Consider the following 23853-nt stretch of genomic DNA (forward strand, 5'->3'; position numbering starts at 1 on the left):
AGGACGCAACGACGACGGTGCGGACCTCGGCGGCCCTGCCGCAGGCGGCAGCGGGGCTCAGAGCTGCTGCAGGATCCGCAGCGCCCGGCCGACGCGCTGCATCGTATCGGCGTCGGCCACTCCGACACAGGCGGTGAACCACTTCTTCATCGGCGAGGAGAGCCGGTCGGGCATGACCACCTGCTCGCCCATCCGCACCGCCAGCGGCGAGTCCCGTAGCAGCGCCTCGTCGACCACCTCGGCCACGATGACGATCGGCACGTCGGTGGCGTTGTAGACGTCGGAGCTGACGACCAGGCCGTACCGCTCCCGGGCCCCTTCGATCCGCCAGACCTCGCCCCTGCGCAACACCTACGCCCCGTTACGCGGCACGGGGGTGGCCGCCGAAGAGCGCGTCGTCGACCAGTTGCACCTCGCGGGCGTCGGCGAGCGCGGCGGACTCCAGGTCGAGACCGGCCCGCCCCACGGCGGCGGCGTGCGCGGTGAAGACCTCACGCAGCGCCTTCTCCCGGGCGGCCAGGTCCATCCAGGCCGACAGCGACAGCCCTTCCCGCTTGGCGAACCGGCGCGCCTGCTCGATCGTCTCGTCCGAGAACGACAACGTCACCTTGGCGGTCATGCCGCTGAGGGTACCCAGCGGTACGACCGTCAGTCATCCACCACCGGGTCAGCGGCGGCGGCCGGTCAGGGACCGGCGGCCGGTCAGTGGCGGTGGCCGGTCAGTGGCGGTGGCCGCCGAAGACGGCGAAGCGCCACTGCTTGAAGAAGCAGTCCACGTCGACCAGGCCCGCCGCTTCGAGCCAGGCGCACTGCGCGGCCACGGTCGCCGGCCGGTCGTGGCGCATCCGTCGGCGGGCGGCGGCGATCTCCTCGGCGTCGGAGCCGAGTTCGGTGATCCGGGCCGTCCAGACCTCGTCGTAGCGTCGGTCCAGCGCCGGGGTCGGGCCGGCGACCTGCTCGGCGTTGACGAACACACCGCCGGGGGCCAGCGCCTGCCCGGCCCGCCGGTACAGCTTCCGCTTGGCGTCGTCGTCGAGGTGGTGGATGGCCAGCGCGGAGACCACCGCGTCGTACCGGCCGGCGGGCAGCGGGTCGGTCAGGTCGGCGGCCACCACGCGGTGCGCCACGCCCCGGGCGGTGAGCTGCCCGGTGGCCACCGCGAGCATGCCGGGCGCGGCGTCGACCAGGGTCGTCCGCACGCCCGGCACCGCCGCGGTCAGCAGCAGCGAGAGCAGGCCGGTGCCCGCGCCCAGGTCCAACACCTCGGGGGTACGCCCCTCGGCCAGCGCCGCCCGCAGCGGCGGTGCGGCCACCTCGACGGCGGCGCCGTAGAAGTCGTCGAAGCAGGGCACGAGGCGACGCCTGGCCGCGTCGTAACTGCCCGCCACGGCGTCGAACGCATCCGCGACACTCATCGATCCGTCACCCACCCCAGCTCGATCTTCTCATCAAATGAGACAACTTTCCCACATTGTAAACCAGGCGAACCGGCCTGTTTCCCACGTGCGGTGTGAGCCGCTCTTGACAGGACCGAAACAAGGCAGACCCGGACCGGAAACCGCCCACCGGCACGCTTTGCGGACATGACAGACGGTGCACGCCCGGCGACACCAGCGGGAACCACGACCCGCGACGCCGCCACGCACTGCCCGTACTGCGCCCTCCAGTGCGCGATGACGCTGCGTCAGCGCGGGCAACGCGTCGAGGTCCTCCCCCGGCAGTTCCCGACCAACCTCGGCGGTCTCTGCCAGAAGGGCTGGACCGCCGCCGAGCTGCTCGACCACCCGGAACGGCTGACCACCCCGCTGCTGCGCGACACCGACGGCCAGCTGCGCCCGGCCGACTGGGACGCCGCCCTCGACCGGGTGGCCGAGGGGATCCGTGACGTCGCGGACCGGCACGGTCGGGACGCGGTCGCGGTCTTCGGCGGCGGTGGGCTGACCAACGAGAAGGCGTACGCGTTGGGCAAGTTCGCCCGGGTGGCGCTGGGCACCCGGCACATCGACTACAACGGACGCTGGTGCATGTCCTCGGCGGCGGCGGCCGGACTGCGCGCCTTCGGCGTCGACCGGGGCCTGCCCTTCCCGGTGGCCGACCTGGGCCGGGCGCAGACCGTGCTGATGGTCGGCGCGAACCCGGCCGAGACCATGCCACCGTTGATGCGCCACCTGACCGAGCAGCGCCGTCGGGGCGGCCGGCTGATCGTGGTGGATCCCCGGCTCACCGCCACCGCCCGCCAGGCCGACCTGCACCTGCAGCCGCTGCCCGGCACCGACCTGGCGATGGCCAACGCGCTGCTGCACATCGCGCTCACCGAGGGCCTGCTCGACCGGGCGTACGTCGCCGAACGGACCACCGGCTTCGACGAGGTGCGCCGGACCGTGGCCGGGTACTGGCCGGCCGAGGTGGAACGCCTCAGCGGGGTCCCGGTGGCCGATCTGGAGGCCACCGTACGGGCGCTGGCCGGTGTGGACCGGGCGGTCATCGTCACCGCCCGGGGCGCCGAACAGCATGCCAAGGGCGTGGACACGGTGACCGCGTACATCAACCTGGCGCTCGCCCTCGGGCTGCCCGGCCGCCCCGGCTCGGGGTACGGCTGCCTGACCGGGCAGGGCAACGGCCAGGGTGGTCGGGAGCACGGGCAGAAGGCCGACCAGCTCCCCGGGTACCGCCGGATCGACGACCCGGTGGCCCGCGCGCACGTGGCCGGGGTCTGGGGCGTCGACCCCGACTCGCTGCCCGGTCCGGGGGTGCCCGCGTACCAGCTGCTCGACTCGCTCGGCACCGCCACCGGCCCGAAGGCGATGCTGGTCTTCGGCTCCAACCCGGTGGTCTCCGCGCCCCGGGCGGCCCGGATCACCTCCCGGCTGCGCGACCTGGACCTGCTGGTGGTGGCCGACTTCGTCCGCTCCGAGACGGCCGAACTGGCCGACGTGGTGCTGCCGGTGGCCCAGTGGGCCGAGGAGGACGGCACGATGACCAACCTGGAGGGTCGGGTGCTGCGCCGCCGGGCGCTGCGCGAGCCACCCCCCGGCGTCCGCACCGACCTCGACATCCTCGCCACCCTCGCCACCCGCCTGCAAGGAAGGGCCCCCTCCTATCGTTTTCCGGATAGCAGGGGCCCCCGGCAAACCGGTTTCCCGACCGAGCCACGCGAGTGGTTCGAGGAGCTGCGCCGGGCCTCGGCCGGCGGGCCGGCCGACTACGCCGGGGTGAGCTGGGAACGGATCGAGGCCGACACCGGGGTCTTCTGGCCCTGCCCCGACCCGGACGGCCCGGACAGCCCCCGGCTCTTCGCTGACGGCTTCCCCACCCCGGACGGGCGGGCCCGGTTCCGGGCGGTGACCCACCGGCCGGCCGCCGAGCCGGTCTGCGCCGAGTACCCGCTGCACTTCACCACCGGCCGGGTGCTGGCCCAGTACCAGTCCGGCGCGCAGACCCGCCGGGTCGAGGCGCTGCGTCGGGCCGCTCCCGGAGGCTTCGTGGAGCTGCATCCCGACCTGGCCGACCGGCTCGGCGTCACCGAGGGGCAGCCGGTACGGGTGGTCTCCCGCCGGGGTGAGCTCTGCGCCCCGGCCCGGCTCAGCCCGACGATCCGCCCGGACACGGTCTTCGCGCCGTTCCACTGGCCGGGTGCCGCCCGCGCCAACTCGGTCACCAACGACGCGCTGGATCCGGTCTCCGGCATGCCCGAGTTCAAGATCTGCGCGGTCCGGCTGGAGCCGGCATGAGCATCGTGATCGTCGGGCACGGGATGGCCGGGGCACGCCTCGCCGCCGAACTGCACGCGCGGGGCGACGACCGTAAGGTCACCGTGTTCGGGGCCGAGCCGCACCGGGCGTACAACCGGATCATGCTCTCCACCCTGCTCGCCGGGAAGATCGACGAGCCGGACGTGGAGCTGACCGAGCTGGCCGGCCAGGGCGTGGACGTGCGCAACGGCCTGCCGGTCAGCGGGATCGACCGGGCCGCCCGCGAGGTGTGCACCGCCGACGGCGACCGGTTCGGCTACGAACACCTGGTGCTGGCCACCGGGGCCCGCGCGGTCGTGCCGCCGCTGCCGGGGCTGGACCCGCTGCCGGACCGGGTGGTGCCGTTCCGCACCCTGGACGACTGCCGGCGGATCCTCGCCGCCGCCCGGCACGCCCGCGACGTACTGGTGCTGGGCGGCGGGCTGCTCGGCCTGGAGGCCGCCCGGGGGTTGGCCGCCCGGGGCCTGGCCGTCACCGTGGTCCACCCCCACCCGCACCTGATGGAACGGCAGCTCGACCCGACCGCCGGCGCGGTGCTCGCCGGCACCCTGGAAGCCCTCGGGGTACGCACCGCGCTGGCGGTGCCGGCGGTCGGCGTGACCGCCGACGCCGACCGGGTCCGGCTCGACCTCGCCGACGGCCGTTCCCTCTCCGCCGACCTGCTGGTCCTCTCCTGCGGGGTACGCCCCGACACCGCGCTGGCCACGGCCGCCGGCCTGCGGGTGGCCCGGGGTGTGGTGGTCGACGACCGGTTGCGCAGCAGCGATCCGGCGATCTCGGCGATCGGCGACTGCGCCCAGCCCGACGGGGCGCTCACCGGCCTGGTCGCCCCGGCATGGGCCCAGGCCAGGGTGGTCGCCGACCTGCTCACCGGCGCCGACCCGGCGGCCCGCTACCGGCCCCGGCCGGTGGTGACCCGGCTCAAGGCCGCCGGCATCGATCTCGCCGCGATGGGCGACGTCACCGGCCCGACGCTCACCGGCGGCACCGGCGTCACGTCGACCACGCCCGGCGGTCCCGGCGGCGCGACGACACCCGGCGGCACCGGCGACGCGACGACACCCGGCGGCGACGGCGGCGCGACGACACCCGGCGGCACCGTCAAGGACGACCACGACGGTGTGGAGGAGCTGACCTTCACCGATCCGGCCCGGGGCACGTACGCCCGACTGCGCATCCGTGGCGACCGGCTGACCGGGGCGATCCTGCTCGGCGAGAACCCGGCGGTCGGCACGGTGGTGCAGCTCTTCGACCGGGGTGCCCCGGTGCCGGCCGACCGACGGTCGTTGCTGCTCGGCCGGGCGTACGGCGGCGGCGCGGCCACCCCGGCCACCTCGCCGGCGCTGATGCCGGACGCGACCACGGTGTGCCAGTGCAACGACGTCAGCAAGGGCGCGTTGGTGGCCTGCTGGCGTTCCGGTGCCCGGACCGGCGACGAGCTGTCGGCGACCACCCGGGCCGGCACCGGCTGCGGCGGCTGCCGCGACGCGCTCGCCGGCATCGTCGACTGGCTGGCCCAGTCGGACCCGGCGCCGATCCGATGAACCAGGTGACAGCCCGACCCAGTGGAGGTGCAGGGATGGTGAGTGGCGACAGACTGGTCGTCGTCGGCAACGGCATGGTCGGGCAACGCTTCGTCGAGGCGTTGCGGGCCCGCGACCCGCAGGGGCGTTGGCAGGTGACGGTGCTCGCCGAGGAGATCCGACCGGCGTACGACCGGGTGCGGCTGTCGGCGTGGTTCGACGGGGTCGACGCGGAGCAGCTCAACCTGTACACCGCCGACGACGGCGTGGACCTGCGGCTCGGCGAGCCGGTCACCGGGATCTACCGGGACCAGCGGGTGGTCACCACGGCGGCCGGCGCGTACCCGTACGACGCGTTGGTGCTGGCCACCGGCTCGTACCCGTTCGTGCCGCCGGTGCCGGGCACCGATCTGCCGGGGGTCTTCGTCTACCGCACCCTGGACGACCTGGCCGCGATCCGGGCGCACGCCGCCGGTCGGCGGACCGGGGCGGTGATCGGCGGTGGGCTGCTCGGGCTGGAGGCGGCGAACGCGTTGCGCCTGCTCGGCCTGACCACCCACGTGATCGAGTTCGCGCCCCGGCTGATGCCGGTGCAGGTCGACGAGGCCGGTGGGGCGATGCTGCGCCGGTACGTCGAGGAGCTGGGGGTGCGGACCCACCTGGGGGTGGCCACCACGGCGCTGCGCCCCGGCGCGGACGGCACCGTCGCCGCCCTCGACCTCTCCGACGGCAGCGTGGTCGACGCCGACCTGGTGGTGGTCGCCGCCGGCATCCGCCCCCGCGACGAGCTGGCCCGCGCCACCGGGCTGGAACTCGGCCCGCGCGGCGGGGTCCTGGTCGACGCCACCTGCCGCAGCGCCGACGAGCGGATCTGGGCGGTCGGCGAGTGCGCGGCGGTGGACGGCACCTGCCACGGCCTGGTCGCCCCCGGGTACGCGATGGCCGAGGTGGTCGCCGACCGGCTGCTCGGCGGGGCGGCCACCTTCGCCGGGGCGGACAGCGCGGCGAAGTTGAAGCTGCTCGGGGTGGACGTGGCGTCCTTCGGCGACGCCCACGGGCGCACCGAGGGCTGTCTGGACGTCACCTACACCGATCCGGCCAGCCGGTCGTACGCGAAGCTGGTCCTCTCCGACGACGCGCGGACGCTGCTCGGTGGGGTGCTGGTCGGGGACGCGAGCGCCTATCCGACGTTGCGGGCCAGCGTCGGTGGGCCGCTGCCCGGTCCCCCGCTGGCGTTGCTGGCCCCGGCCGACGGCGGCGGCGCGGGCGCGGCGACGCTGCCCGGCACCGCCCAGGTCTGCTCGTGCAACGCGGTGACCCGCGACGACGTCGACGCGGCGATCGCCGGCGGCTGCGCCGACGTGCCGGCGTTGAAGGCGTGCACCCGGGCCGGGACGAGCTGTGGTTCCTGCGTACCGATGCTCAAGCAGTTGCTGGACGCCGCCGGCGTGGCGCAGTCCCGGGCGCTCTGTGAGCACTTCGACGCCAGCCGGCAGGAGCTGTTCGACATCGTCCGGGTCCGGGGCGTGCGGACCTTCTCCCAGCTGATCGCCGAGCACGGCCGGGGCCGGGGCTGCGACATCTGCAAGCCGGTGGTCGCCTCGATCCTCGCCTCGCTGGGCAACGGGTACGTCCTCGACGGCGAGCAGGCCTCCCTGCAGGACACCAACGACCACTTCCTGGCCAACCTGCAACGCGACGGCAGCTACTCGGTGGTGCCCCGGATCCCCGGCGGGGAGATCTCCCCGGAGAAGCTGATCGTCATCGGCGAGGTGGCCCGGGACTTCCAGCTGTACACCAAGATCACCGGTGGGCAGCGGATCGACCTGTTCGGGGCCCGGGTGGAGCAGTTGCCGCAGATCTGGCGGCGGCTGGTCGAGGCCGGTTTCGAGTCCGGCCACGCCTACGGCAAGGCGCTGCGCACGGTGAAGTCCTGCGTCGGCGATACCTGGTGCCGGTACGGGGTGCAGGACTCGGTGGGCCTGGCCGTCGCGCTGGAGCTGCGCTACCGGGGGCTGCGCGCCCCGCACAAGCTCAAGTCGGCGGTCTCCGGTTGTGCCCGGGAGTGCGCCGAGGCGCGCAGCAAGGACTTCGGCGTCATCGCCACCGAGACCGGCTGGAACCTCTACCTCGGCGGCAACGGCGGCTTCCGGCCCCGGCACGCCGACCTGTTCGCCACCGACCTCTCCACCGAGGAGCTGGTCCGCACCATCGACCGGTTCCTGATGTACTACATCCGCACCGCCGACCGGCTGCAACGCACCGCGGCCTGGATCGAGGCGCTGGACGGCGGGCTGGCGCACCTGCGCGCGGTGATCGTGGACGACTCCCTCGGGCTCTGCGCCGACCTCGACGCCGCGATGGCCCGGCACGTCGGGTCCTACTCCGACGAGTGGCGGGACACCCTCGCCGACCCGGAACGGCTGCGCCGCTTCACCTCCTTCGTCAACGCCCCGGAGGTCCCCGACCCGTCGATCCGCTTCGAGACCGTGCGGGGTCAACCGGTGCCGGGCCGCGCCGCGCCGGAGCCGGCCACCGCCGGTGGCCGCCGGCAGCCGGTCACCTTGGGCATGCCGGAGGTACGGCGGTGAGCCGGGCGACCGTACTGACCTGGACCGTGGTCTGCCGGCTGGACCAGCTGGAGCCGGACCGGGGCGTCGCCGCACTGGTCGACGGGGTGCAGGTGGCGCTCTTCCGGACCGCCGACGAGCTGTTCGCGCTGGACAACCGGGACCCGGTGAGCGGCGCGTACGTGCTCAGCCGGGGCATCGTGGGCAGCCGCGGCGGCACGCCGACGCTGGCCTCACCCCTGCACAAGCAGGTGTACGACCTGCGTACCGGCGACTGCCTCGACCTGCCCGGGGTGCGCGTGCCCCGGCACGAGGCGCGGTGCCGGGACGGCCTGGTCGAGGTGCGGCTGCGACAGGAGGAATGATGCGCGAGGAACTGGCCGGCTTCACCATCGGGGTGACCGCCGACCGGCGGCGCGACGAACTCGCCGCGCTGCTGCAACGGCGTGGGGCGCGGGTGGTGCTCGCCCCGGCGCTGCGGATCGTGCCGCTCACCGACGACACCGAGCTGCGCGAGGCGACCCGGGCCTGCCTGGACCGGCCACCGGACATCGTGATGGCCAACACCGGCATCGGCATGCGCGGCTGGTTGGAGGCGGCCGAGGGCTGGGGCCTGGCCGAGCCGCTGCGCTCGGTGCTGACCGACGCGTACCTGGTGGCCCGGGGTCCGAAGGCCCGCGGTGCGATCCGGGCCGCCGGCCTGCACGACCAGTGGTCGCCGGCCTCGGAGAGCTGCGACGAGGTCGTCGACCACCTGACCCGGCGGGGGGTGGCCGGGCAGGTCGTCGCGATGCAGTTGCACGGGGACCGGCAGCCGGAGTGCACCATGGCGCTGGAGGCCGCCGGCGCGACCGTCATCGAGGTGCCGGTCTACCGCTGGGCGCCGCCCACCGACCCGGCCCCACTGCACCGGCTGATCGACCTGGTCGCCGGCCGGCTCGTCGACGCGGTCACCTTCACCTCGGCACCGGCGGCGGAGGCGCTGCTGCGGGCCGCCGGCGACCGTACCGACGCGGTGCTGGCGGCGCTGCGCGAGGACGTCCTGGCCGCCTGCGTCGGCGCGGTCACCGCCGAGCCGCTGCGCAGACACGGGGTGCCGGTCAGTGCGCCGGGCCGGGCCCGGCTCGGCGCACTGGTCCGCACCATCGTCGACGAGCTGCCCCGGCGCACCACCACCCTGAAGGCGGCCGGGCACCTGATCACCCTGCGTGGGCACGCCGCCGTGGTCGACGGGGAACTGCGCCAGCTCGCCCCGGCACCGATGGCGGTGCTGCGGGAGCTGGCCCGCTCCCCCGGCCGGGTGCTGTCGCGTACCGCCCTGCTGCGCACCCTGCCGCGCGGCGCGGACGAGCACGCGGTGGAGATGGCGGTGGCCCGGCTGCGCGCCGGTCTGCACGCCCCCCGGGTCGTGCAGACCGTGGTCAAACGCGGCTACCGGCTGCGCGTCGACTGAGCCCGGTCACCGGCCGGCCGGGCGACCGGGCGCACCTGGTCCTCACCACCGCCGGGGACGACCAGCCCGACCAGGGCACGCAGGAACGCCGAGGCGTGGTCGGCCTCGTCGAAGGAGATCTCCCGGAACAGCGCCGCCGCCTCGGCGTCACCGGCCGCGGCGGCGTGCCGGGCGAACGACGGGTACATCACGGTCGCCTCGTACACCTCACCGTCGATCGAGTGCCGCAGGTTGTCGGTGTTCGTGCGGACCAGGCCGTACAGGTTGGCCGTCTCGGCGAAGTGCTCACCCAGCTCCTGGTTGGCGGTGTTGGTCCAGAGTTCGGCCAACCGGGGCACCCCGGCGGCACGGGCGTAGAGCGTGTACTTCGCGTACGCGAACGCCTCACCGCGCAGCGTCTCGTACAGGTTCTCCCGGGTCTGGCCCGAGCACTGCGGCTGCACCGCCCGGATCGGGACCGGCTCGACCACCTCGCCCGTCGGGATCTCCGCCCCGGACCCGGGGTCGGTGATCGCCTCCAGCGCGGTGCGGAACCGCCCGGCGTGCGCCGCCTCGTCCCCGGCCAGTTCGGTGAAGAGGGCCACCGCCGGCGCGCAGCCGTCCCGGCGGGCCTGCGCGGCGAAGTCCGGGTAGGAGACGGTCGCCTCGAACTCCTCGCCGGCGATCGACTCCTCCAGATTCTCGACGTCGCTGCCGACGAAGCCGATCAGCTCGGCCTCGGCGGTGAAGTGGTCGTCGAGTTCGGTCGCGGCGGTGGCCCGGAACAACGCGGCGACCTCGGGCTCCCCGGTCCGCTCCGCCTCCTGCGCGTACGCCAGGTACGAGGCGTGGGCGAACGCCTCCCCGTGCATCGCCGTCAGCGTGTTCGCCCGGGTATCCGGGCTGACGTCGGCCGCGTACGCGACCTGTGGGCCGGCGAGGACCGTCAGTCCGGCAGCCATGGCACAGACACCCTTGACCATTCGCATGGATTCCTCCAACGGTTCACGCGATCAAACGATCACGCAGAGTCACGTAGCCGGAATCGTAAGTCTTCCCTGGTCAGCAGGGATACGGCCGGTCGACGGCCACAGCGTGCGGGCGGCGGAGCACACGCGGCACACCCGCCGGAAACGACAAATGGGAATTCGCGGGTCCGGTCCACGGCCGACGACCCGGGGAACGGGCGCAGCCCCTGCCGGCCGAGGCCGACAGGGGCTGCGGGAGTACCCGGGTTCAGCCGACCGGGGCGGGGAAGCCTCGGCCGTGCTCGGCCTCCAGGCGCATCATGGCGTGTTCCACCACGGTCACCAGCACCTGCTTGACCGACTCCCGGTCGCGGGCGTCGGTCCAGACCAGCGGCACGTCCGGCGAGATGGCCAGCGACTCCCGGACCTCCTCCAGCTCGTACTGCGACGCGCCGTCGAAGTGGTTGAGCGCCACCACGTACGGCAGCTTCCGGTTCTCGAAGTAGTCGAGCGGCGCGAAGGCGTCGGTGATCCGCCGGGTGTCCACCAGGACGGCGGCACCCACCGCGCCCCGGATGATCTCGTCCCACATGAACCAGAACCGGGTCTGGCCGGGGGTACCGAACAGATAGAGGATCAGGTCCTGGGCCATGGTGATCCGGCCGAAGTCCATGGCGACCGTGGTGGTCTCCTTGCCCGGCACCTTGGACGGGTCGTCGATACCGACGCCGGCCGCGGTCATCACCGCCTCGGTGGTCAGCGGAGTGATCTCCGAGATCGCACCGACCAGGGTCGTCTTGCCCACGCCGAAGCCACCCGCGACCACGATCTTCGCCGAGACGATTCCCCGGTTCTGGCGGGCCCCGGCGGGGTCATAGCCTGCGAAGTCCACTTAGCACCCTTCCAAGGATTTCCATTCGCTCCTCGAACCCGTCGGCGGGAGCGGCAGTGTGTAGCGTCAGCAGACCCTCGGCCACCATGTCGGCGACCAGCACCCGGGCGACGCCCAGCGGCATCCGGGTGTACGCGGCGATCTCCGCCAACGACTGCGCCCGCCCCTCACAAACCGAGGCGATCCGGTGCTTGTCGTGTCCGGCGAACCGCGACTCGGCGACCGCGGTGGGACTTGCCGTGAGCACCGCTTCGAGCGCGATGTCCTGGCGAGGCTCGGTACGGCCACGGGTGACCGCGTACGGCCTTACCAGCGCACCCCTCGGGTCCGCGCGCCGTTGGTCCACTCCGCGATCACCTCCTCTCGTCCGACACCGGATGGTGCCGGTTCACCTACGCGTGGGCGGGGGCACCCGTGCCGCCGGGTGCCCCGGCCCACCGCCTCATGATCGAACAGCATCCCGGGGCAGCGGCACCAGTGCCGCACCGACCCGTTCCACAAGCAGTGCCATTTCGTAGCCCACCTGACCGACGTCGCAACTGCGCGCGGCGAGCACGGCCATCGACGAGCCGTCACTGATCGACATCAGGAACAGGTATCCACTGTCCATCTCGATCACGGTCTGCAGCACCCCGCCGGCGCTGAACATCCGCGCGGCCCCCTCGGTCAGGCTGACCACGCCGGAGGTGATCGCCGCGAGCTGGTCCGCCCGGTCGCCCGGCAGGTCCCGCGAGGAGGCGAGCAGCAGCCCGTCCGCCGACACCGCCACCACGTGGGCGATACCCGCCACGCTGTCGGCGAAGTTGGTCAGGAGCCAACCCATGTCCTGCATAGCCGCTGGCCTGTTCATCGGCTCGTCTCCTTGGTCGAGGTGCTGTCCTGGTCGGCCCCGGCGGTACGTCCACGTTGGACGCCCCGATGGTAGGCGGAGAGCAGACCGCGTACTTCGTCCGGCGTACGCCGGCTCCGGTCCCGCCCGCTCTTGGGCTCGATCCCACCGGGAACGAGCTGGGCCTGCGGTACCCGCTTCGGCAGACCGGACCGGGTGGTTCCGGAGGGGGCCGGCTCGGCCGCCCGGCTGGCCCGGGACCAGCCGTCGTCGGCCGCGGTCCGCCAGGCCTCCGGCTCGATCGGTGCCGCCGCGGGCGGGGCCGGCGGCGGCGTGGCCGCAGCCGGTACGACGGGGGGCGCCGACACCGGAGGGGCCGTTGCCGCCGGGGGCGGCGTGTACGTCGGCGGTGCGCTCTGCGCCGGCGGCGTCTCGACCGCGCCCGGGGTCCGGGTCGGCAACGGCGGCCGGACCGGGGCGGCCGGGGCGGGGGTGGCGGCCGGTCGGGCACCGGCGCCCGGCGGCTGGTCGAAGCGGGGTCGGGTGAAGATGGCCGTCTCGTCGTTGCCGTGGGAACGGAACCAGACCGCCTCCATCTCCCGGAAGATCGGTGCCTCGGCGGGCTGGTCCCGCCGGCCGATGACCGGTGCGGCGGGCATCGCGTTGGACACCGGCGCGGCCGGGGCCGGCGGCGCGGCCGGCAACCCGGCGGTCGGACCCAGCGGCAACGCCGGCGCGGCGGGCCGGGGCGGCTCACCGGTCGAGCCGCGCCGGGGCAGCGGATCGATCGTGGGGTACGCGACCGTCGGCGAACCCACCGACACCCCGTTGGTGCCGGGGAACGCCGGCTCGGCGGGGGCGGACCGCGTCGGCTCCGGTGCGACCGGCGGGGTCGTCAGCGACCGGCCAGCGGCCTGCACCGGCGGTGCCGAGTCGCGCGCCTGGGTAGGAGTCTGCCAGGTAGGCGTGGGGGTGCTGGTCCGCCACTGGTCGGGCAGGGTGGCCGCCGAGGTCCGACCGGCACCGGCGAGCGAGTCGCCGAGGCTCACCGGGTTCAGCGGGCTCTGCTCGATCATCGGCTGGCGTGGCCGGCCGCCTACCTGGTCGCGGCCCCGGACGTTGGGCAGCACCACGGTCGCCGCCGGCAGCGTCACCTGGGCCACCGTGCCGCCCTCGACGTTGCGCCGCAGTTCGACCCGGATGGCGTACCGCGAGGCGAGCCGGCTCACCACGGCCAGACCCATCAGCCGGAACGCGGCGACATCCACCGTGGGCGGCGCGGCCAGCCGCTTGTTGAGCGAGTCCAACTGGTCGTCGCTGAGGCCGAGCCCCCGGTCCTCGATCTGGATCAGGACGTAGTCGCGGATCCGGCGACCGTCGGCCACCACCGTGGTGTTCGGCGCGGAGAACCGGGTGGCGTTGTCGAGCAGCTCGGCCACGAGCCGCACCACGTCGTTCACCGCGTGCGCGGCGACCGAGACGTCGGTGTCGACGGTGCCGAACTCGATCCGGTTGTACTGCTCCACCTCGGACTGGGCGGCGCGCAGCACGTCGACCAGGAGCGCGTCGTCGCGACGCGGCACGGCGGAGTCGGCACCGGCCAGCACCAGCAGGTTCTCGTCGTTGCGGCGCATCCGGGTGGCCAGGTGGTCCAGCTCGAAGAGCCGGGCCAACCGCTTCGGGTCCTCCTCGGAACGCTCGATGGCGTCCAGCTCACCGATCATCCGGTCGACCAGGGTCTGCGAGCGCCGGGCCAGGTTGAGGAACATCGCCGAGACGCTGGTCCGCAGCGCGGCCTGCTCGGCCGCGACCCGGACCGCCTCCTGGTGCACCACGTTGAAGGCCAGCGCGACCTGCCCGACCTCGTCGCGGTTGTTCAGCTTGATCGGGTCCCGGACCTGCCGGACGATCTCCTCCACACCGCCGTCGCCCACGTTGTTGATGTTCTGCAGCCGGGCGACCGCCTCCGGCAGGTCGTGGTTGGCCACCGAGAGGGCGCCCTCGCGCAGTCGGCGCAGCGACTGGTTGAGCGAGCGGGCGAGCACCACGGCCAGGCTGACGGCGATGATCAGCGTGAGCAGCACCAGCACCGACTCGACGATGGCCTGCCGGATCACGTCCGAGCGGACCTGTGCGGCGTCGGCGAGGAGGTCTTCCTGCAGCCGTACCTCGGCCCAGCGCATCAGGTCGTTGACGGCACCGATGGCGTTGGCCGCGTCGGCGGCCGAGACCAGCGGGCGCTGCCCGACCGAGCGGCTGATGTCGGAGGCGACCCCGTCGGCGAGCACCACCGCGTCACCGGAGACCGAGCTCTCCACCAGGGCGCGCTGGGCGGGGTCGGCGGCGAGCGAGAAGGCGAGCAGGGCTTCCTGCTGGCCGGTGAGGGTGGCGACGAAGGAGGAGAACTGCTCCTCGTCCAGGCGGCCGCCGACCAACGCGGTGAACGCGACCGACTCCTCCTCGGCGACGGCGCCCTTGGCCCGGCTGAAGGCGGCCACCGCGCGACGGCTGTCCGCGAGCCGCTCCTCGCCGGGCAGCTGGGCCAGCGTCTGACCGTACGAGACCAGGTCGGCGTAGATCACGCCGTAGCGCAGTGCCGCCGCGGCCACCGGCAGCTGCCGCTGGGCCAGCACCTCCTGCCGGGTGCTGCTCAGCGTGTCCAGGTGACTGTCGATGGTGTCGAGCCGGTCGCGCACCGCATCCGGTACGTCGCCGATCCGGCTCCGCTCGTCGCGGTACTCGGTGATCCGCTGGTCGGTACGGCGTACCCGCAGGTTGTACTCGTCGGGCGACTGGCCCGGCCGGGCCAGGAACGCCGAGGCCGCCATCCGCTCCCGGTGCATGTCCTGGGCCAGGGCCGAGACGTCGACGGAGAGCGCGGTGAGCGACTCGATGCGGTTGGCCTCGACGGCGCCCTCGCCGGTCGAGATGAGCCGGATGGTGGCCAGTGCGATCACCGCGGCCACCGGAACGACCAGGATCAGTGCCAGCTTCGACCGGATCCGGGCGTCCCGCAGCCGGGGTAGCCGACTCCGCAACCCGCCCTTGCTGGCCTCGCCGCTCTCGGGCAGGGTCGTAGGTCCGGTGCTCACGACATCGCCTCCGTCGTTTCTTCCACGCCTGACCCGCCGACCCGTGCCTGGTGCAGCGGACAGCGCCGCGCGCGGCACGGCCGCGATTTCATCAGAGAAGATCCGGTTTGGAAAGCCGGGATGAGAGACAGGAGGGTCGGGCACGACCCGACGTACGCACCGATCACCTGATACCGCCAATTCTCTACCGCCCCTGAGCAGGGCATATGATCCAGAGTGGTCGGATGAATCTGCAAAGTGAGCGTTTGTGAACGCTCGATTACCCCAGTATGTGGGACGGTCATCCCGAAACGCCGCCTGGTACCCGCGCTTGACCACAGGGCCCGGCATTGGCAAGGTTTTGCAGGCTTCGCGCACACCGTACGGCACATGATCCCCGATCCTCCACCGAGGACGGCAGAACCGGCGGTGACCGGGCCTCGGCCCGCGCCGCACCCTGGAGGACTGAGTTGAGCCCCATCCGCTCCGCGACCATCGCGGCGCTCGCATCGGCCGTCCTGGCCACCACGCTCACCGGCTGCCAGTTCGGCGCCGCGGAGCAGGACACTTCTCCGATCGTCATCGCCGCGGACCTGGAGATCTCCGGTGCCGCCGCCCCGGTCGGCAAGGCGTACCAGCGCGCCCTGGAGCTGAAGGTCGAGCAGCTCAACGCCTCTGGCGCGCTGGGCGGCCGGCAGATCGACCTGCGGGTGAAGGACAACCGCTCCGATGCCGCCGAGTCGCTGCGCAACATCACCGACTTCAGCAAGGACGGCAAGGTCAGCGCCATCATCATGGGCGGCTGCAACGAGTGCGCGGTCGGCGCGGTCCGGGCCGTCGGCGACGGCCGGATCCCCACCATCGCCCTCGCCGCGTCCAGCGAGGTCACCAACCCGGTGGCCGAACGCCGGTACATGTTCAAGCTGGCGCCGAACGCGGCGGACAGCGCCGCCGTGCTCGTCGACGAGCTGGGTAGGTCGGGCATCCGCCGGGTGGCGCTGCTGCACAGCGACGACAACTACGGCCGGGAGGGGCTGACCGCGCTCCGCAGCGAACTCGACAAGGCCGACATCCGGTTGGTACGGCGGTCCGCGGTGCCGACCACCGCGACCGACCTGAACGAGCCGGTCCGGCAGCTGACCTTCGGCAACATCGACGCCCTGGTCGTCTGGACCACGCCCGAGCAGGCGACGCTGGTCACCAACAGCGCCCAGCAGGCCGAGTTCCAGGGCAACCTCTACTTCGACGTGGTGGCCGGTGGCGACCTCTTCCTCGGCACCTCGACGCAGGCCAGCGCCCGGTCCACGCTGGTCTTCAGCCAGACGATGGCGATCGACGACGTGATCGCCACCACCCCGGCCAAGGCCGCCCGTCGGCAGTGGTTCCAGGACTACACGGCCCGGTTCGGCGGATACCACGGCTTCTCCTCGTTCGCCGCCGACGCGGTGCAGCTCATCGTGAACGCCGAGCTGCGGCGACCGGCCGGGACGCCCGGCCGGGTGGACCGGGACGGCATCCGCGACGTGCTGGAGACCTCGCAGCTGGACGGGCTCTCCGGCCCGATCCGGATGACGCCTGACAACCACTCCGGGCTGATGCCCCAGGCCCTCACCACGCTGGTCGCCCGGGGCGGCCGTTGGCGACTGGCCGGCTGACCCGCACGCCGTACGGCACCCGGCTGGCCGGCCTCCGTCCGCGGAGGCCGGCCAGCCGTAGGGTTCTCACCTGGCACCGGTGGACGGCCGCCCGGTCAGCGGTTCGAGGTGGTCTCGCGCACCCACGGCAGGGCGAGCCGTTCGACGACGACCAGCGCCGAGTAGAGCACGATGCTCACCAGGGCCACCAGCATGATGGCCGCCCAGGCGGTGGCGGTGTCGCCGATGCCGGCGTACTGCTGGATCACATAGCCGAGCCCGCCCTCGCCGGCCTGGAACTCGCCGATCACCGCTCCGATCGCGGCCAGCGGCATGGCGACCTTGAGCCCGACGAAGATCTGCGGCAGCGCGGCCGGGAACCGCACCTTGCGGAAGGCCTGCCACCAGGAGGCGTTCCAGGACCGCACCAGCTCCGCCAGGTCGGCCGGGGTGGTGGTCAGGCCGGTGGCGGTGGCGAGCACGATCGGAAAGAAACAGAGCAGGAACACCATCGTCAGGATGGGCCGCTGCCCCCAGCCGAGCGCCACCACCAGCAGCGGCCCGAGGGTGATCTTGGGCACTGCGTTGACCGCGACCAGCAGCGGGGTGAACATCCGCTCCACGGTCCGGGACGCGGCCAGGGACAGTCCGATCAGGATCCCGGCCGCCGCCGAGAGCGCGAAGCCGATCAGGATCTCCATTGTGGTGGTACCGGTGTGCTCCAGCATCTGCGCCGGCTTCTCGACGAACGCGGCCAGCACCGATCCCGGGGTGGGCAGCGCGGCCGGGTGGACCAGTTCCAGGCGGGAGACCAGCCACCACAGGCCGAAGGCGATCAGCAGGCCGGCCACCGGCAGCAACGTCGCCGAGGTGCCGGCGCGGAGCACCGCACCACCTCGTGCCGCCCGTCCCTCGGGGCCCGGGATCTGTGCTGTCCCCGGCGGTGTGGCCACCGCCGGGGACCGGACGTCGGTCATCTTGCACTCCTCAACCTCCGGCCCGACGGCCGGCACGGCAGGGGGGTACGCGCCGCCGGGGACACCGGCGGGGCGTACCCCCGTGTGACGGACTCTGATCAGGCCTTCGGCGCGAGGCTGAAGTCGATGATCTGGTCCGGGGTGATGTTCTGCTTCAACTGACCGGCGCCCTGCAGGATGGCGATGCTCTTGGCCACCCGGCCGTTGTCCAGGGTGCCGAGCGCGGTGCCGGAGTTGCTCGACCGGACGTACCCGGCCATCAGCTGCAGCTCGGCGGCGGCCGCGGCGGGCACGCTGGCCTCGACGTTCTTCTTCAGGATCTCGCCGGCCTCCTGCGGGTTGGCCAGGGCGTACTCCAGGCCCTTGAGCAGCGCGCCGGTGAACCGCTTGACCTTCTCCGGGTCCTCCTTGGCGATCTTGCTGGAGGTGATCAGCACGTTGCCGTAGAGGTCCTGCATCACGTTGCTGTACGGCAACATGACTGCCTTCTTCTTGGTGACCGTCTCGATGGTCGGCTGACCGACGACGAACTGGCCGATCCCGTCCACGCCACCCGAGGCCAGGGTGCCCATCAGGGTCTGCGCGTCACCGTTCACCCACTGCACCTTGGTGACGTCGACGCCGGCCAGCCGGGCGTAGGTCGGGAAGAGGTTGCGGACCACCGAGCCGGGGGTGTCGGCGAGCTTCTTGCCCTCCAGGTCCTTCGGGGAGGCGATGCCGTTGCCCTCGACCGTGGCGATGCCGGCCATGGTGCGCTGCTGGATCGCGGCCACCGCGACGAAGTCCTTGGCCAGGCCGTTGCCGACCTGCAGCAGACCACCGGTCAGGTCGATCGGGCCGAAGTCGGCCTTGCCGGCGACGACGGTCTGGATCACGCCACCGGTGCCCTGACCGGCCTGGATGTCGACGTCGAAGCCGGCATCCTTGAAGAAACCCTTCTCCTTCGCCACCCAGGCGTAGGAGTCCCGGCCGAAGTTTCCGAACGAGGTGAGATAGGTCACCTTCTCTAGTGACTGGCCGTCAGCACCCTGCGCCTCTCCGGAACCGTCCGAGCCACCGCTGCACGCGGTCACCAGGGCGAGGGTGGTAGCCAGCGCAGTGGCGGCGACCGTACGGGTCAGCCTTCTCATCAGTGCACCATGTCCTTTCCCACCAGGCGGGTTGTCCACCTGGGAGGGTCGTCGAGCCACGCCGGGTCGACCCAGGGGGAGATCGAGGCCGGCGATAGAGGGGGACGCTTTCGCGGGCACAGCGTACGAGACTCCCACCTCACGGTCACCAGTCACATCACGTTGCGAAACGAAAAACTTACCGGAGTCCACCCCGGACTGTTCTGATCCAACTCGCCTCGCTACCCTGGCCGGACCTGAGAACATCGCAGCTCAAGGAGGCTGGCCGGGCATGATCCGACTTTCCGGGGTGTCCCGAACCTTCACCGGGCGCACCGGTCGGGTCGAGGCCCTGCGCGGCATCGACCTGCACGTCGCCGAGGGCGAGTTCGTCGCGGTGCTCGGCCGCTCAGGCTGCGGCAAGTCCACTCTGCTGCGGATGGTCGCCGGCCTGCTGCCGGCGACCGCGGGCGAGATCACCGTGGGTGACAAGCCGATCACCAAGCCGCGCCGGGACATCGCCATGCTGTTCCAGCGGCCGGCGCTGCTGCCCTGGCGCACGGTGCTGGACAACGTCCTGCTGCCGGTGGAGATCTTCGGGTGGAGTCGGGCCAAGCACCGCGACCGCGCCCGGCAGCTACTGGAGCTGTCCGGCCTGGCCGGCTTCGAGAAGCGCCTGCCGCACGAGCTCTCCGGCGGCATGCAGCAGCGGGTGTCGCTGTGCCGGTCGCTGATCGGCGAGCCCCGGGTGATGCTGATGGACGAGCCGTTCTCCGCGCTCGACGCGCTCACCCGGGAGGAGCTCTCCGGTGAACTCCAGCGGGTGCACATGGAGACCCGGGCGACCATCGTCTTCGTCACCCACTCGATCGACGAGGCGGTGCTGCTCGCCGACCGGGTGGTGGTGCTCAGCCCGCGTCCCGGCCGGATTCGCAAGGTGGTCGAGGTGGACATCCCGCGCCCCCGCTCGCTGGGCCGCAACGCGCACCTGGCCGACGTGGCCCGGGTCAGCGCCGACCTGCACGAGCTGCTGATGGAACGGCACGCTCCCGACGAGGTCGCCGCGGTGGCGTCGGCCGGAGCGGAGGCATCGTGACCATGCGGGTGAGCATCTTCACCGAGCCGCACCGCGGCGCCAGCTACGACGACCAGCTCCGCTTCGCCCAGCTGGTCGAGGCCGGCGGGTTCGAGGGTTTCCTACGCGCCGACCACTACCAGTCGATGGGCGCCGAGCAGCCCCTGCCCGGTCCCACCGACGCCTGGCTCACCCTGGCCGCGCTGGCCCGGGAGACCAGCCGGATCCGCCTCGGCACGCTGGTCACCTCGGCCACCTTCCGGCTGCCCGGTCCGCTGGCGCTGATGGTCGCCCAGGTCGACCAGATGAGCGGCGGCCGGGTCGAGCTGGGCATCGGCGCCGGCTGGTACGAGCGGGAACACACCTCGTACGGCATCCCGTTCCCGGCCGTCGGTGAACGCTTCGACCGGCTCGCCGAGCAGCTCGAAGTGATCACCGGACTGTGGCGTACCCCGGTCGGCGAGACGTTCAGCTTCACCGGCGACCACTACCGGCTGGTCGACGCCCCCGCCCTGCCGAAACCGGTGCAGACGCCCGGCCCCACGGTCATCGTCGGTGGCAAGGGCCCCAAGCGCACCCCGGAGCTGGCCGCCCGCTTCGCCGACGAGTTCAACATGCCGTTCCGTACCGTCGCCGACACGGCCGCCACCTACGAACGGGTACGCGAGGCCTGTGACCGGGTCGGCCGCGCCGAGTCCGGGCGGGAGCCGCTGGTGCTCTCCGCCGGGGTAGTGGTGGCGATCGGACGTACCGACGCCGAGGCCGAGCGTCGGGCCGCCCCGCTGCACGTCAAGAGCGCGCTGCCGCCGGAGGACCCGGTGGTCGGCTCCCCCGCGCAGCTGGTCGACCGGCTCGGCGAGTTCGCCGCCGTCGGCACCACCCGGGTGCACCTGCGCCTGATCGACCTCGCCGACCTCGACCACCTGGAGCTCATCGCCGCCGAGGTGCTCCCCCAGTTGAACGGAGTCCGATGACCGACGTCAGCCAGGAGACCGAACTCGGCCCGGTCGGCCAGGAGATCGTGTACGAGAACGACCGGGTCCGGGTCTGGCACATCCGGCTGGAGCCGGGCGAGCGGCAGCCGTTGCACCGCCACGACCACCCGTATCTGGTGATCGCCGTACAGGGCGCGAAGAACATGGTGCAGACCGTCGACGGCACCCGGATCGACGCCGACGAGCCGACCGGTGGGGTGGTCTACCGCGATCCGGGTGCGGTTCACATGCTGACAAATGTCGGAGATACGACGTATCTCGCCCGCCTGGTCGAGCTCAAGTAGACCCGCCGCCGGACACCGCCGCGCCGCGCTTTCGCGGAGGTGGCGGTAGGTCCCACCGGGCCGTAACGTGCCGGACATGGCGTTTCGGACCTGGGGCAGGCTGCTGCTCGCCGCCGTCGGGGTGAGCGTGTTGACCGGCGCCGGTCAGCTCGGCATCGGGTACGCGTTCGGCATCATCCGCCTCACCGGCGTGCCCGTCGGCGACACCGTCAACCGGTGGCCCGCCCAGCTCGTCTGGGTCGGCTGGTGCGCGGCGCTCGCCGCCGCCGCCGGTGCCGCCCTCGCCGACCGGCTGCGCCGTGGCCGTGGGTTGCCCGCCAGCACGCCGGTGCACCTGTCGATCGCCGGTGTCGCCGGGCTCGGCGCCCTGGTGGTCGCCCCGCTCTGCATGCAACCGGCACGTAGCGCCCGACTCGACGGGGTCGACCCGGTCTGGGCCGTCGCCGTCTGCGCCGTGCTCGGTGCGGTCGTCGGCACCGCCGCCGCGCTCGCCCGGCAACTGCACCCGCCGCTGGGCTGGAACGTGGCGTCCACGGCCGGCCTGCTCTGGCTGCTCGCGCTGCTCTCGGTCGTACCGTCGATCTTCACGACCGGACCACTGACCACCGTACGGCTGGGCGTGCTGGAGCCGTCCTGGCTCGACGCCGCCGCCGCGCAGCGCCTTGCCCCGCTGCTGCTGCCCGTCCTGGCCCTGCTCGTCGGCGCGACCACCGGCGGGCTGGCCCGCCGGCATGGCCACCCGCCCCTGGTCGGCGTCACTACCGGAGTGGCCGGTCCGGTGCTGGTCGCCGGCGCCTATCTGGCCGCCGGCTCGGGTGCCGCCGTCGACCGGTACCAGGCCGCGCCGTACCTCGGTGCCCTGATCGCGGTCGCCACCGGCGCACTCGGTGCCACCGCGGCCGCCCTGCTGCCCTGGCCACCGACCGCCGCGTGGCGACCCGCCCTCGCCACCGCCCGGCGGCCCTGGTCGGCCTTTGCCACCCGGTCCGGCCAGGCGATCGAACCCACCGACATCCTCCAGCCCCTGCCCACCGCCACCGACCCGCCCACCGGCCCGACTACGGCGGCCGGCACCGACAGCCCGGCCGACCTGGTCACGGTCGGCACCGGATCAGGCCGGTCCACCGGTACGGCGATCGGTGATGATCCGGCGCTCGGCACCGGTGAGGGACCCGGGCCGGGGCCCCGCTCCGGCGACCCGTCGGTGCGGCCGGCACCTGCCCACTGGGACTGGCCGACCTCGGCCAGCACCGTCACCCCCCGTCCGACCCACACCGCCAGCTCACCCGAATCGCCGACCCCGGCTGCCCACTTCCCGCCGGCCGGCGAGGCTGTGACCAGCGGTACGTCGGACAGCGCGGCGGTGGCCGGCGAGGTTACGATCAGCGCAACGACGACCAGCGAGGCGACGATCAGCGAGCCCCCGACCACCGAATCCCCGGCCCCCGAATCTGCGGCCCCTGTGTTCCCGGCGCCCGAGTCCCTTCGCGAGGGGCCCACGGGCGGTGAGCCCACGGGTGACGGCTCTCCCGTCAGCGGTGCGCCCATGCCCGCCGAGCCCACGTTGACGGATGCCACGTTGACGGATGCCACGCTCGCCGATTCCACGTTCGCCGGGCCCGGTACTGTCGAGGAACCGGCTACCGAGCCCGCCACCAGCGGAATCGCCGCCGCTGAGGCCGACACCGTCGACCCCGGTGCCGTCAAGCCCACGGTGGCCGGGACCGCAGCCACCGAATCCGCCATCAGCGCAGAGGTTTCCGCCGGTGCCGCGACCGACGACGACCGGAGCCCAGCGGCCGCAACGGCGGGTTTCTTCTCCGGGCCCGGTGTCGAGACGGGACCGGTCGACGAGCTGGACCGGCCGGAACTGACCTGGCCGGCCCCCACCGGGGTGCCACTCGAACCGGCCGACGCCGCCGAGGTCGCGCCGTATCCCCGGCACCAGGTCGCGCGGCTGCCTGACCTGAGCGGCGTCAGCTCCTGGAACGCCTTCGTCCCGCCCCGCCGAACGGAGTGGCGGACGACCACACCGGACGCCACCGTCCCGGGAACCACCGTCCCGGGAACCAGCAGCCCGGACACCACCCTCCCGGGAACCAGCAGCCCGGACGCCACCAGCGCGGACACCACCAGCCCGGACACCACCAGCGCGGACGCCACCAGCGCGGGGAGCACCCCACCGAAGGCCGCCACGCCGCTGGCCGGTCCGGCAGCGGGTAGCGCACCGGCAGTCCCGGGTACGCCTACCCAACGCCCGGCCGAGCCGGGAACACCGGGCGCCGCGACCGGAGCGCCGGACACCGCGACCGGAACCGCCGAGACCTCGGCCGGACCACGGACGGGCCGGACCACGGTGGCCGGTGCCCGTGCCGGGGAGTCCGACACCGCTGACGCCGCCACCGAGCAGGACTCCGACGTCGACTCGGGCACCGGCCGCTTCCGTAACCGGCGGGGCCTGTTCGGCCTGATCCGGAACCGGACGGAGAAGGCCGCCTCCGCCGACCAGCCGGACGAGCGTGCGGAGCCGGCACTGCCGGCGCCCGACGAGGAGTACGTCGACTGGGTCGCCGGCCTCAGCCGCCCGGCCCCGGAGGACGGCCAGCGCTCACTGCGTTCCCCCGGCCGCCACCACCGCGACTAGACCCCCAACTCCCCTGCCAAAGCAGGCCCCGAGGTGAATCTTGGACACCTACCGTTCACATAGGACGGTAAGTGTCCAAGATCTACAACCCGGTCGGG

20 protein-coding genes are annotated in these 23853 nt (G+C 73.1%); 10 read left to right on the forward strand and 10 right to left on the reverse strand.

Annotated features, from left to right (window positions below):
- Window positions 1-57: 57 nt before the first annotated feature.
- The 3 genes from ACN28G_RS21940 to ACN28G_RS21950 form a co-directional block, all read right to left on the reverse strand.
- On the reverse strand, window positions 58-351 hold the full coding sequence (locus tag ACN28G_RS21940) for a type II toxin-antitoxin system PemK/MazF family toxin (RefSeq protein ID WP_091443878.1): 294 nt from the start codon (window positions 349-351) through the stop codon (window positions 58-60).
- A 10-nt stretch (window positions 352-361) separates the two neighbouring features.
- Window positions 362-619 (reverse strand): DUF6364 family protein, encoded by a 258-nt coding sequence (locus ACN28G_RS21945; RefSeq protein ID WP_091443881.1) that lies wholly within the window; start codon window positions 617-619, stop codon window positions 362-364.
- Window positions 620-719: 100 nt separating this feature from the next.
- The gene (locus tag ACN28G_RS21950; protein WP_421480240.1) at window positions 720-1415 is read right to left on the reverse strand and encodes a class I SAM-dependent methyltransferase; all 696 of its coding nucleotides are present in this window, start codon (window positions 1413-1415) and stop codon (window positions 720-722) included.
- Between the two features lie 168 nt (window positions 1416-1583).
- On the opposite strand from ACN28G_RS21950, the gene ACN28G_RS21955 reads away from it, so the two are divergent.
- Genes ACN28G_RS21955 through ACN28G_RS21975 form a run of 5 tightly spaced genes read left to right on the forward strand, consistent with a single transcriptional unit; the run spans window position 1584 to window position 9298 of the window.
- Entirely contained in the window at window positions 1584-3731 is a 2148-nt protein-coding gene (locus ACN28G_RS21955; protein WP_091443888.1) for a molybdopterin oxidoreductase family protein, read from the forward strand.
- Complete coding sequence (locus ACN28G_RS21960) at window positions 3728-5296, forward strand: FAD-dependent oxidoreductase (protein WP_421480241.1); 1569 nt, start codon at window positions 3728-3730, stop codon at window positions 5294-5296. Before ACN28G_RS21955 ends, ACN28G_RS21960 begins: the two co-directional genes overlap by 4 nt.
- A gap of 38 nt (window positions 5297-5334) precedes the next feature.
- Complete coding sequence (gene nirB / locus ACN28G_RS21965) at window positions 5335-7866, forward strand: nitrite reductase large subunit NirB (protein ID WP_421480242.1); 2532 nt, start codon at window positions 5335-5337, stop codon at window positions 7864-7866.
- Window positions 7863-8210 carry a nitrite reductase small subunit NirD gene (gene nirD / locus ACN28G_RS21970; protein WP_091443893.1) on the forward strand — a complete coding sequence of 116 codons (348 nt, stop codon included), beginning with the start codon at window positions 7863-7865 and terminating at the stop codon, window positions 8208-8210. Before nirB ends, nirD begins: the two co-directional genes overlap by 4 nt.
- Entirely contained in the window at window positions 8210-9298 is a 1089-nt protein-coding gene (locus tag ACN28G_RS21975; RefSeq protein WP_421480243.1) for a uroporphyrinogen-III synthase, read from the forward strand. Before nirD ends, ACN28G_RS21975 begins: the two co-directional genes overlap by 1 nt.
- Here ACN28G_RS21975 and ACN28G_RS21980 read toward each other — a convergent pair.
- The 5 genes from ACN28G_RS21980 to ACN28G_RS22000 form a co-directional block, all read right to left on the reverse strand.
- Window positions 9277-10239, reverse strand: coding sequence for a ferritin family protein (locus ACN28G_RS21980; RefSeq protein WP_421480244.1), 963 nt, complete (start codon window positions 10237-10239; stop codon window positions 9277-9279). The genes ACN28G_RS21975 and ACN28G_RS21980 overlap by 22 nt on opposite strands.
- Window positions 10240-10513: 274 nt before the next feature.
- Window positions 10514-11137: a GTP-binding protein gene (locus tag ACN28G_RS21985; protein ID WP_091443900.1), complete on the reverse strand. Its 624-nt coding sequence runs from the start codon at window positions 11135-11137 to the stop codon at window positions 10514-10516.
- Window positions 11118-11483 (reverse strand): DUF742 domain-containing protein, encoded by a 366-nt coding sequence (locus ACN28G_RS21990; RefSeq protein WP_091443903.1) that lies wholly within the window; start codon window positions 11481-11483, stop codon window positions 11118-11120. The genes ACN28G_RS21985 and ACN28G_RS21990 overlap by 20 nt, the downstream gene beginning before the upstream one ends.
- Before the next feature lie 96 nt (window positions 11484-11579).
- Window positions 11580-11987 (reverse strand): roadblock/LC7 domain-containing protein, encoded by a 408-nt coding sequence (locus tag ACN28G_RS21995; protein WP_007465177.1) that lies wholly within the window; start codon window positions 11985-11987, stop codon window positions 11580-11582.
- The gene (locus ACN28G_RS22000; RefSeq protein WP_421480245.1) at window positions 11984-15058 is read right to left on the reverse strand and encodes a nitrate- and nitrite sensing domain-containing protein; all 3075 of its coding nucleotides are present in this window, start codon (window positions 15056-15058) and stop codon (window positions 11984-11986) included. Before ACN28G_RS22000 ends, ACN28G_RS21995 begins: the two co-directional genes overlap by 4 nt.
- A 449-nt stretch (window positions 15059-15507) precedes the next feature.
- On the opposite strand from ACN28G_RS22000, the gene ACN28G_RS22005 reads away from it, so the two are divergent.
- Entirely contained in the window at window positions 15508-16692 is a 1185-nt protein-coding gene (locus ACN28G_RS22005) for an ABC transporter substrate-binding protein (RefSeq protein ID WP_091443910.1), read from the forward strand.
- Between the two features lie 95 nt (window positions 16693-16787).
- Here the strand turns inward: ACN28G_RS22005 and ACN28G_RS22010 are convergent, their stop codons facing one another.
- Window positions 16788-17648: an ABC transporter permease gene (locus ACN28G_RS22010; RefSeq protein WP_421480246.1), complete on the reverse strand. Its 861-nt coding sequence runs from the start codon at window positions 17646-17648 to the stop codon at window positions 16788-16790.
- Between the two features lie 98 nt (window positions 17649-17746).
- Window positions 17747-18778 carry an ABC transporter substrate-binding protein gene (locus ACN28G_RS22015; RefSeq protein ID WP_091443916.1) on the reverse strand — a complete coding sequence of 344 codons (1032 nt, stop codon included), beginning with the start codon at window positions 18776-18778 and terminating at the stop codon, window positions 17747-17749.
- Between the two features lie 271 nt (window positions 18779-19049).
- Between ACN28G_RS22015 and ACN28G_RS22020 the strand changes: the two genes are divergently transcribed.
- The 4 genes from ACN28G_RS22020 (at window position 19050) to ACN28G_RS22035 (ending at window position 23755) form a co-directional block, all read left to right on the forward strand.
- Complete coding sequence (locus ACN28G_RS22020; protein ID WP_091443920.1) at window positions 19050-19853, forward strand: ABC transporter ATP-binding protein; 804 nt, start codon at window positions 19050-19052, stop codon at window positions 19851-19853.
- Between the two features lie 2 nt (window positions 19854-19855).
- On the forward strand, window positions 19856-20806 hold the full coding sequence (locus ACN28G_RS22025) for an LLM class F420-dependent oxidoreductase (RefSeq protein WP_091447348.1): 951 nt from the start codon (window positions 19856-19858) through the stop codon (window positions 20804-20806).
- Entirely contained in the window at window positions 20803-21111 is a 309-nt protein-coding gene (locus ACN28G_RS22030; RefSeq protein WP_421480247.1) for a cupin, read from the forward strand. Before ACN28G_RS22025 ends, ACN28G_RS22030 begins: the two co-directional genes overlap by 4 nt.
- A 76-nt stretch (window positions 21112-21187) precedes the next feature.
- Window positions 21188-23755, forward strand: a complete 2568-nt coding sequence (locus tag ACN28G_RS22035; RefSeq protein ID WP_421480248.1) for a hypothetical protein — start codon at window positions 21188-21190, stop codon at window positions 23753-23755.
- The last annotated feature ends 98 nt before the right edge of the window (window positions 23756-23853 follow it).

Source organism: Micromonospora sp. WMMA1923 (genome assembly GCF_049179195.1).
Classification (GTDB): Bacteria; Actinomycetota; Actinomycetes; order Mycobacteriales; family Micromonosporaceae; genus Micromonospora; species Micromonospora yangpuensis.

Coding starts and splice junctions, on each gene's coding strand:
- ACN28G_RS21980 (WP_421480244.1), bottom strand. CDS start 10,239: ATGGCTGCCGGACTGACGGTCCTCGCCGGCCCACAGGTCGCGTACGCG.
- ACN28G_RS21995 (WP_007465177.1), bottom strand. CDS start 11,987: ATGAACAGGCCAGCGGCTATGCAGGACATGGGTTGGCTCCTGACCAAC.
- ACN28G_RS22030 (WP_421480247.1), top strand. CDS start 20,803: ATGACCGACGTCAGCCAGGAGACCGAACTCGGCCCGGTCGGCCAGGAG.
- ACN28G_RS22035 (WP_421480248.1), top strand. CDS start 21,188: ATGGCGTTTCGGACCTGGGGCAGGCTGCTGCTCGCCGCCGTCGGGGTG.
- ACN28G_RS21960 (WP_421480241.1), top strand. CDS start 3,728: ATGAGCATCGTGATCGTCGGGCACGGGATGGCCGGGGCACGCCTCGCC.
- ACN28G_RS22015 (WP_091443916.1), bottom strand. CDS start 18,778: ATGAGAAGGCTGACCCGTACGGTCGCCGCCACTGCGCTGGCTACCACC.
- ACN28G_RS21955 (WP_091443888.1), top strand. CDS start 1,584: ATGACAGACGGTGCACGCCCGGCGACACCAGCGGGAACCACGACCCGC.
- ACN28G_RS21975 (WP_421480243.1), top strand. CDS start 8,210: ATGCGCGAGGAACTGGCCGGCTTCACCATCGGGGTGACCGCCGACCGG.
- ACN28G_RS22025 (WP_091447348.1), top strand. CDS start 19,856: ATGCGGGTGAGCATCTTCACCGAGCCGCACCGCGGCGCCAGCTACGAC.
- ACN28G_RS22020 (WP_091443920.1), top strand. CDS start 19,050: ATGATCCGACTTTCCGGGGTGTCCCGAACCTTCACCGGGCGCACCGGT.
- ACN28G_RS21945 (WP_091443881.1), bottom strand. CDS start 619: ATGACCGCCAAGGTGACGTTGTCGTTCTCGGACGAGACGATCGAGCAG.
- ACN28G_RS22010 (WP_421480246.1), bottom strand. CDS start 17,648: ATGACCGACGTCCGGTCCCCGGCGGTGGCCACACCGCCGGGGACAGCA.
- ACN28G_RS21950 (WP_421480240.1), bottom strand. CDS start 1,415: ATGAGTGTCGCGGATGCGTTCGACGCCGTGGCGGGCAGTTACGACGCG.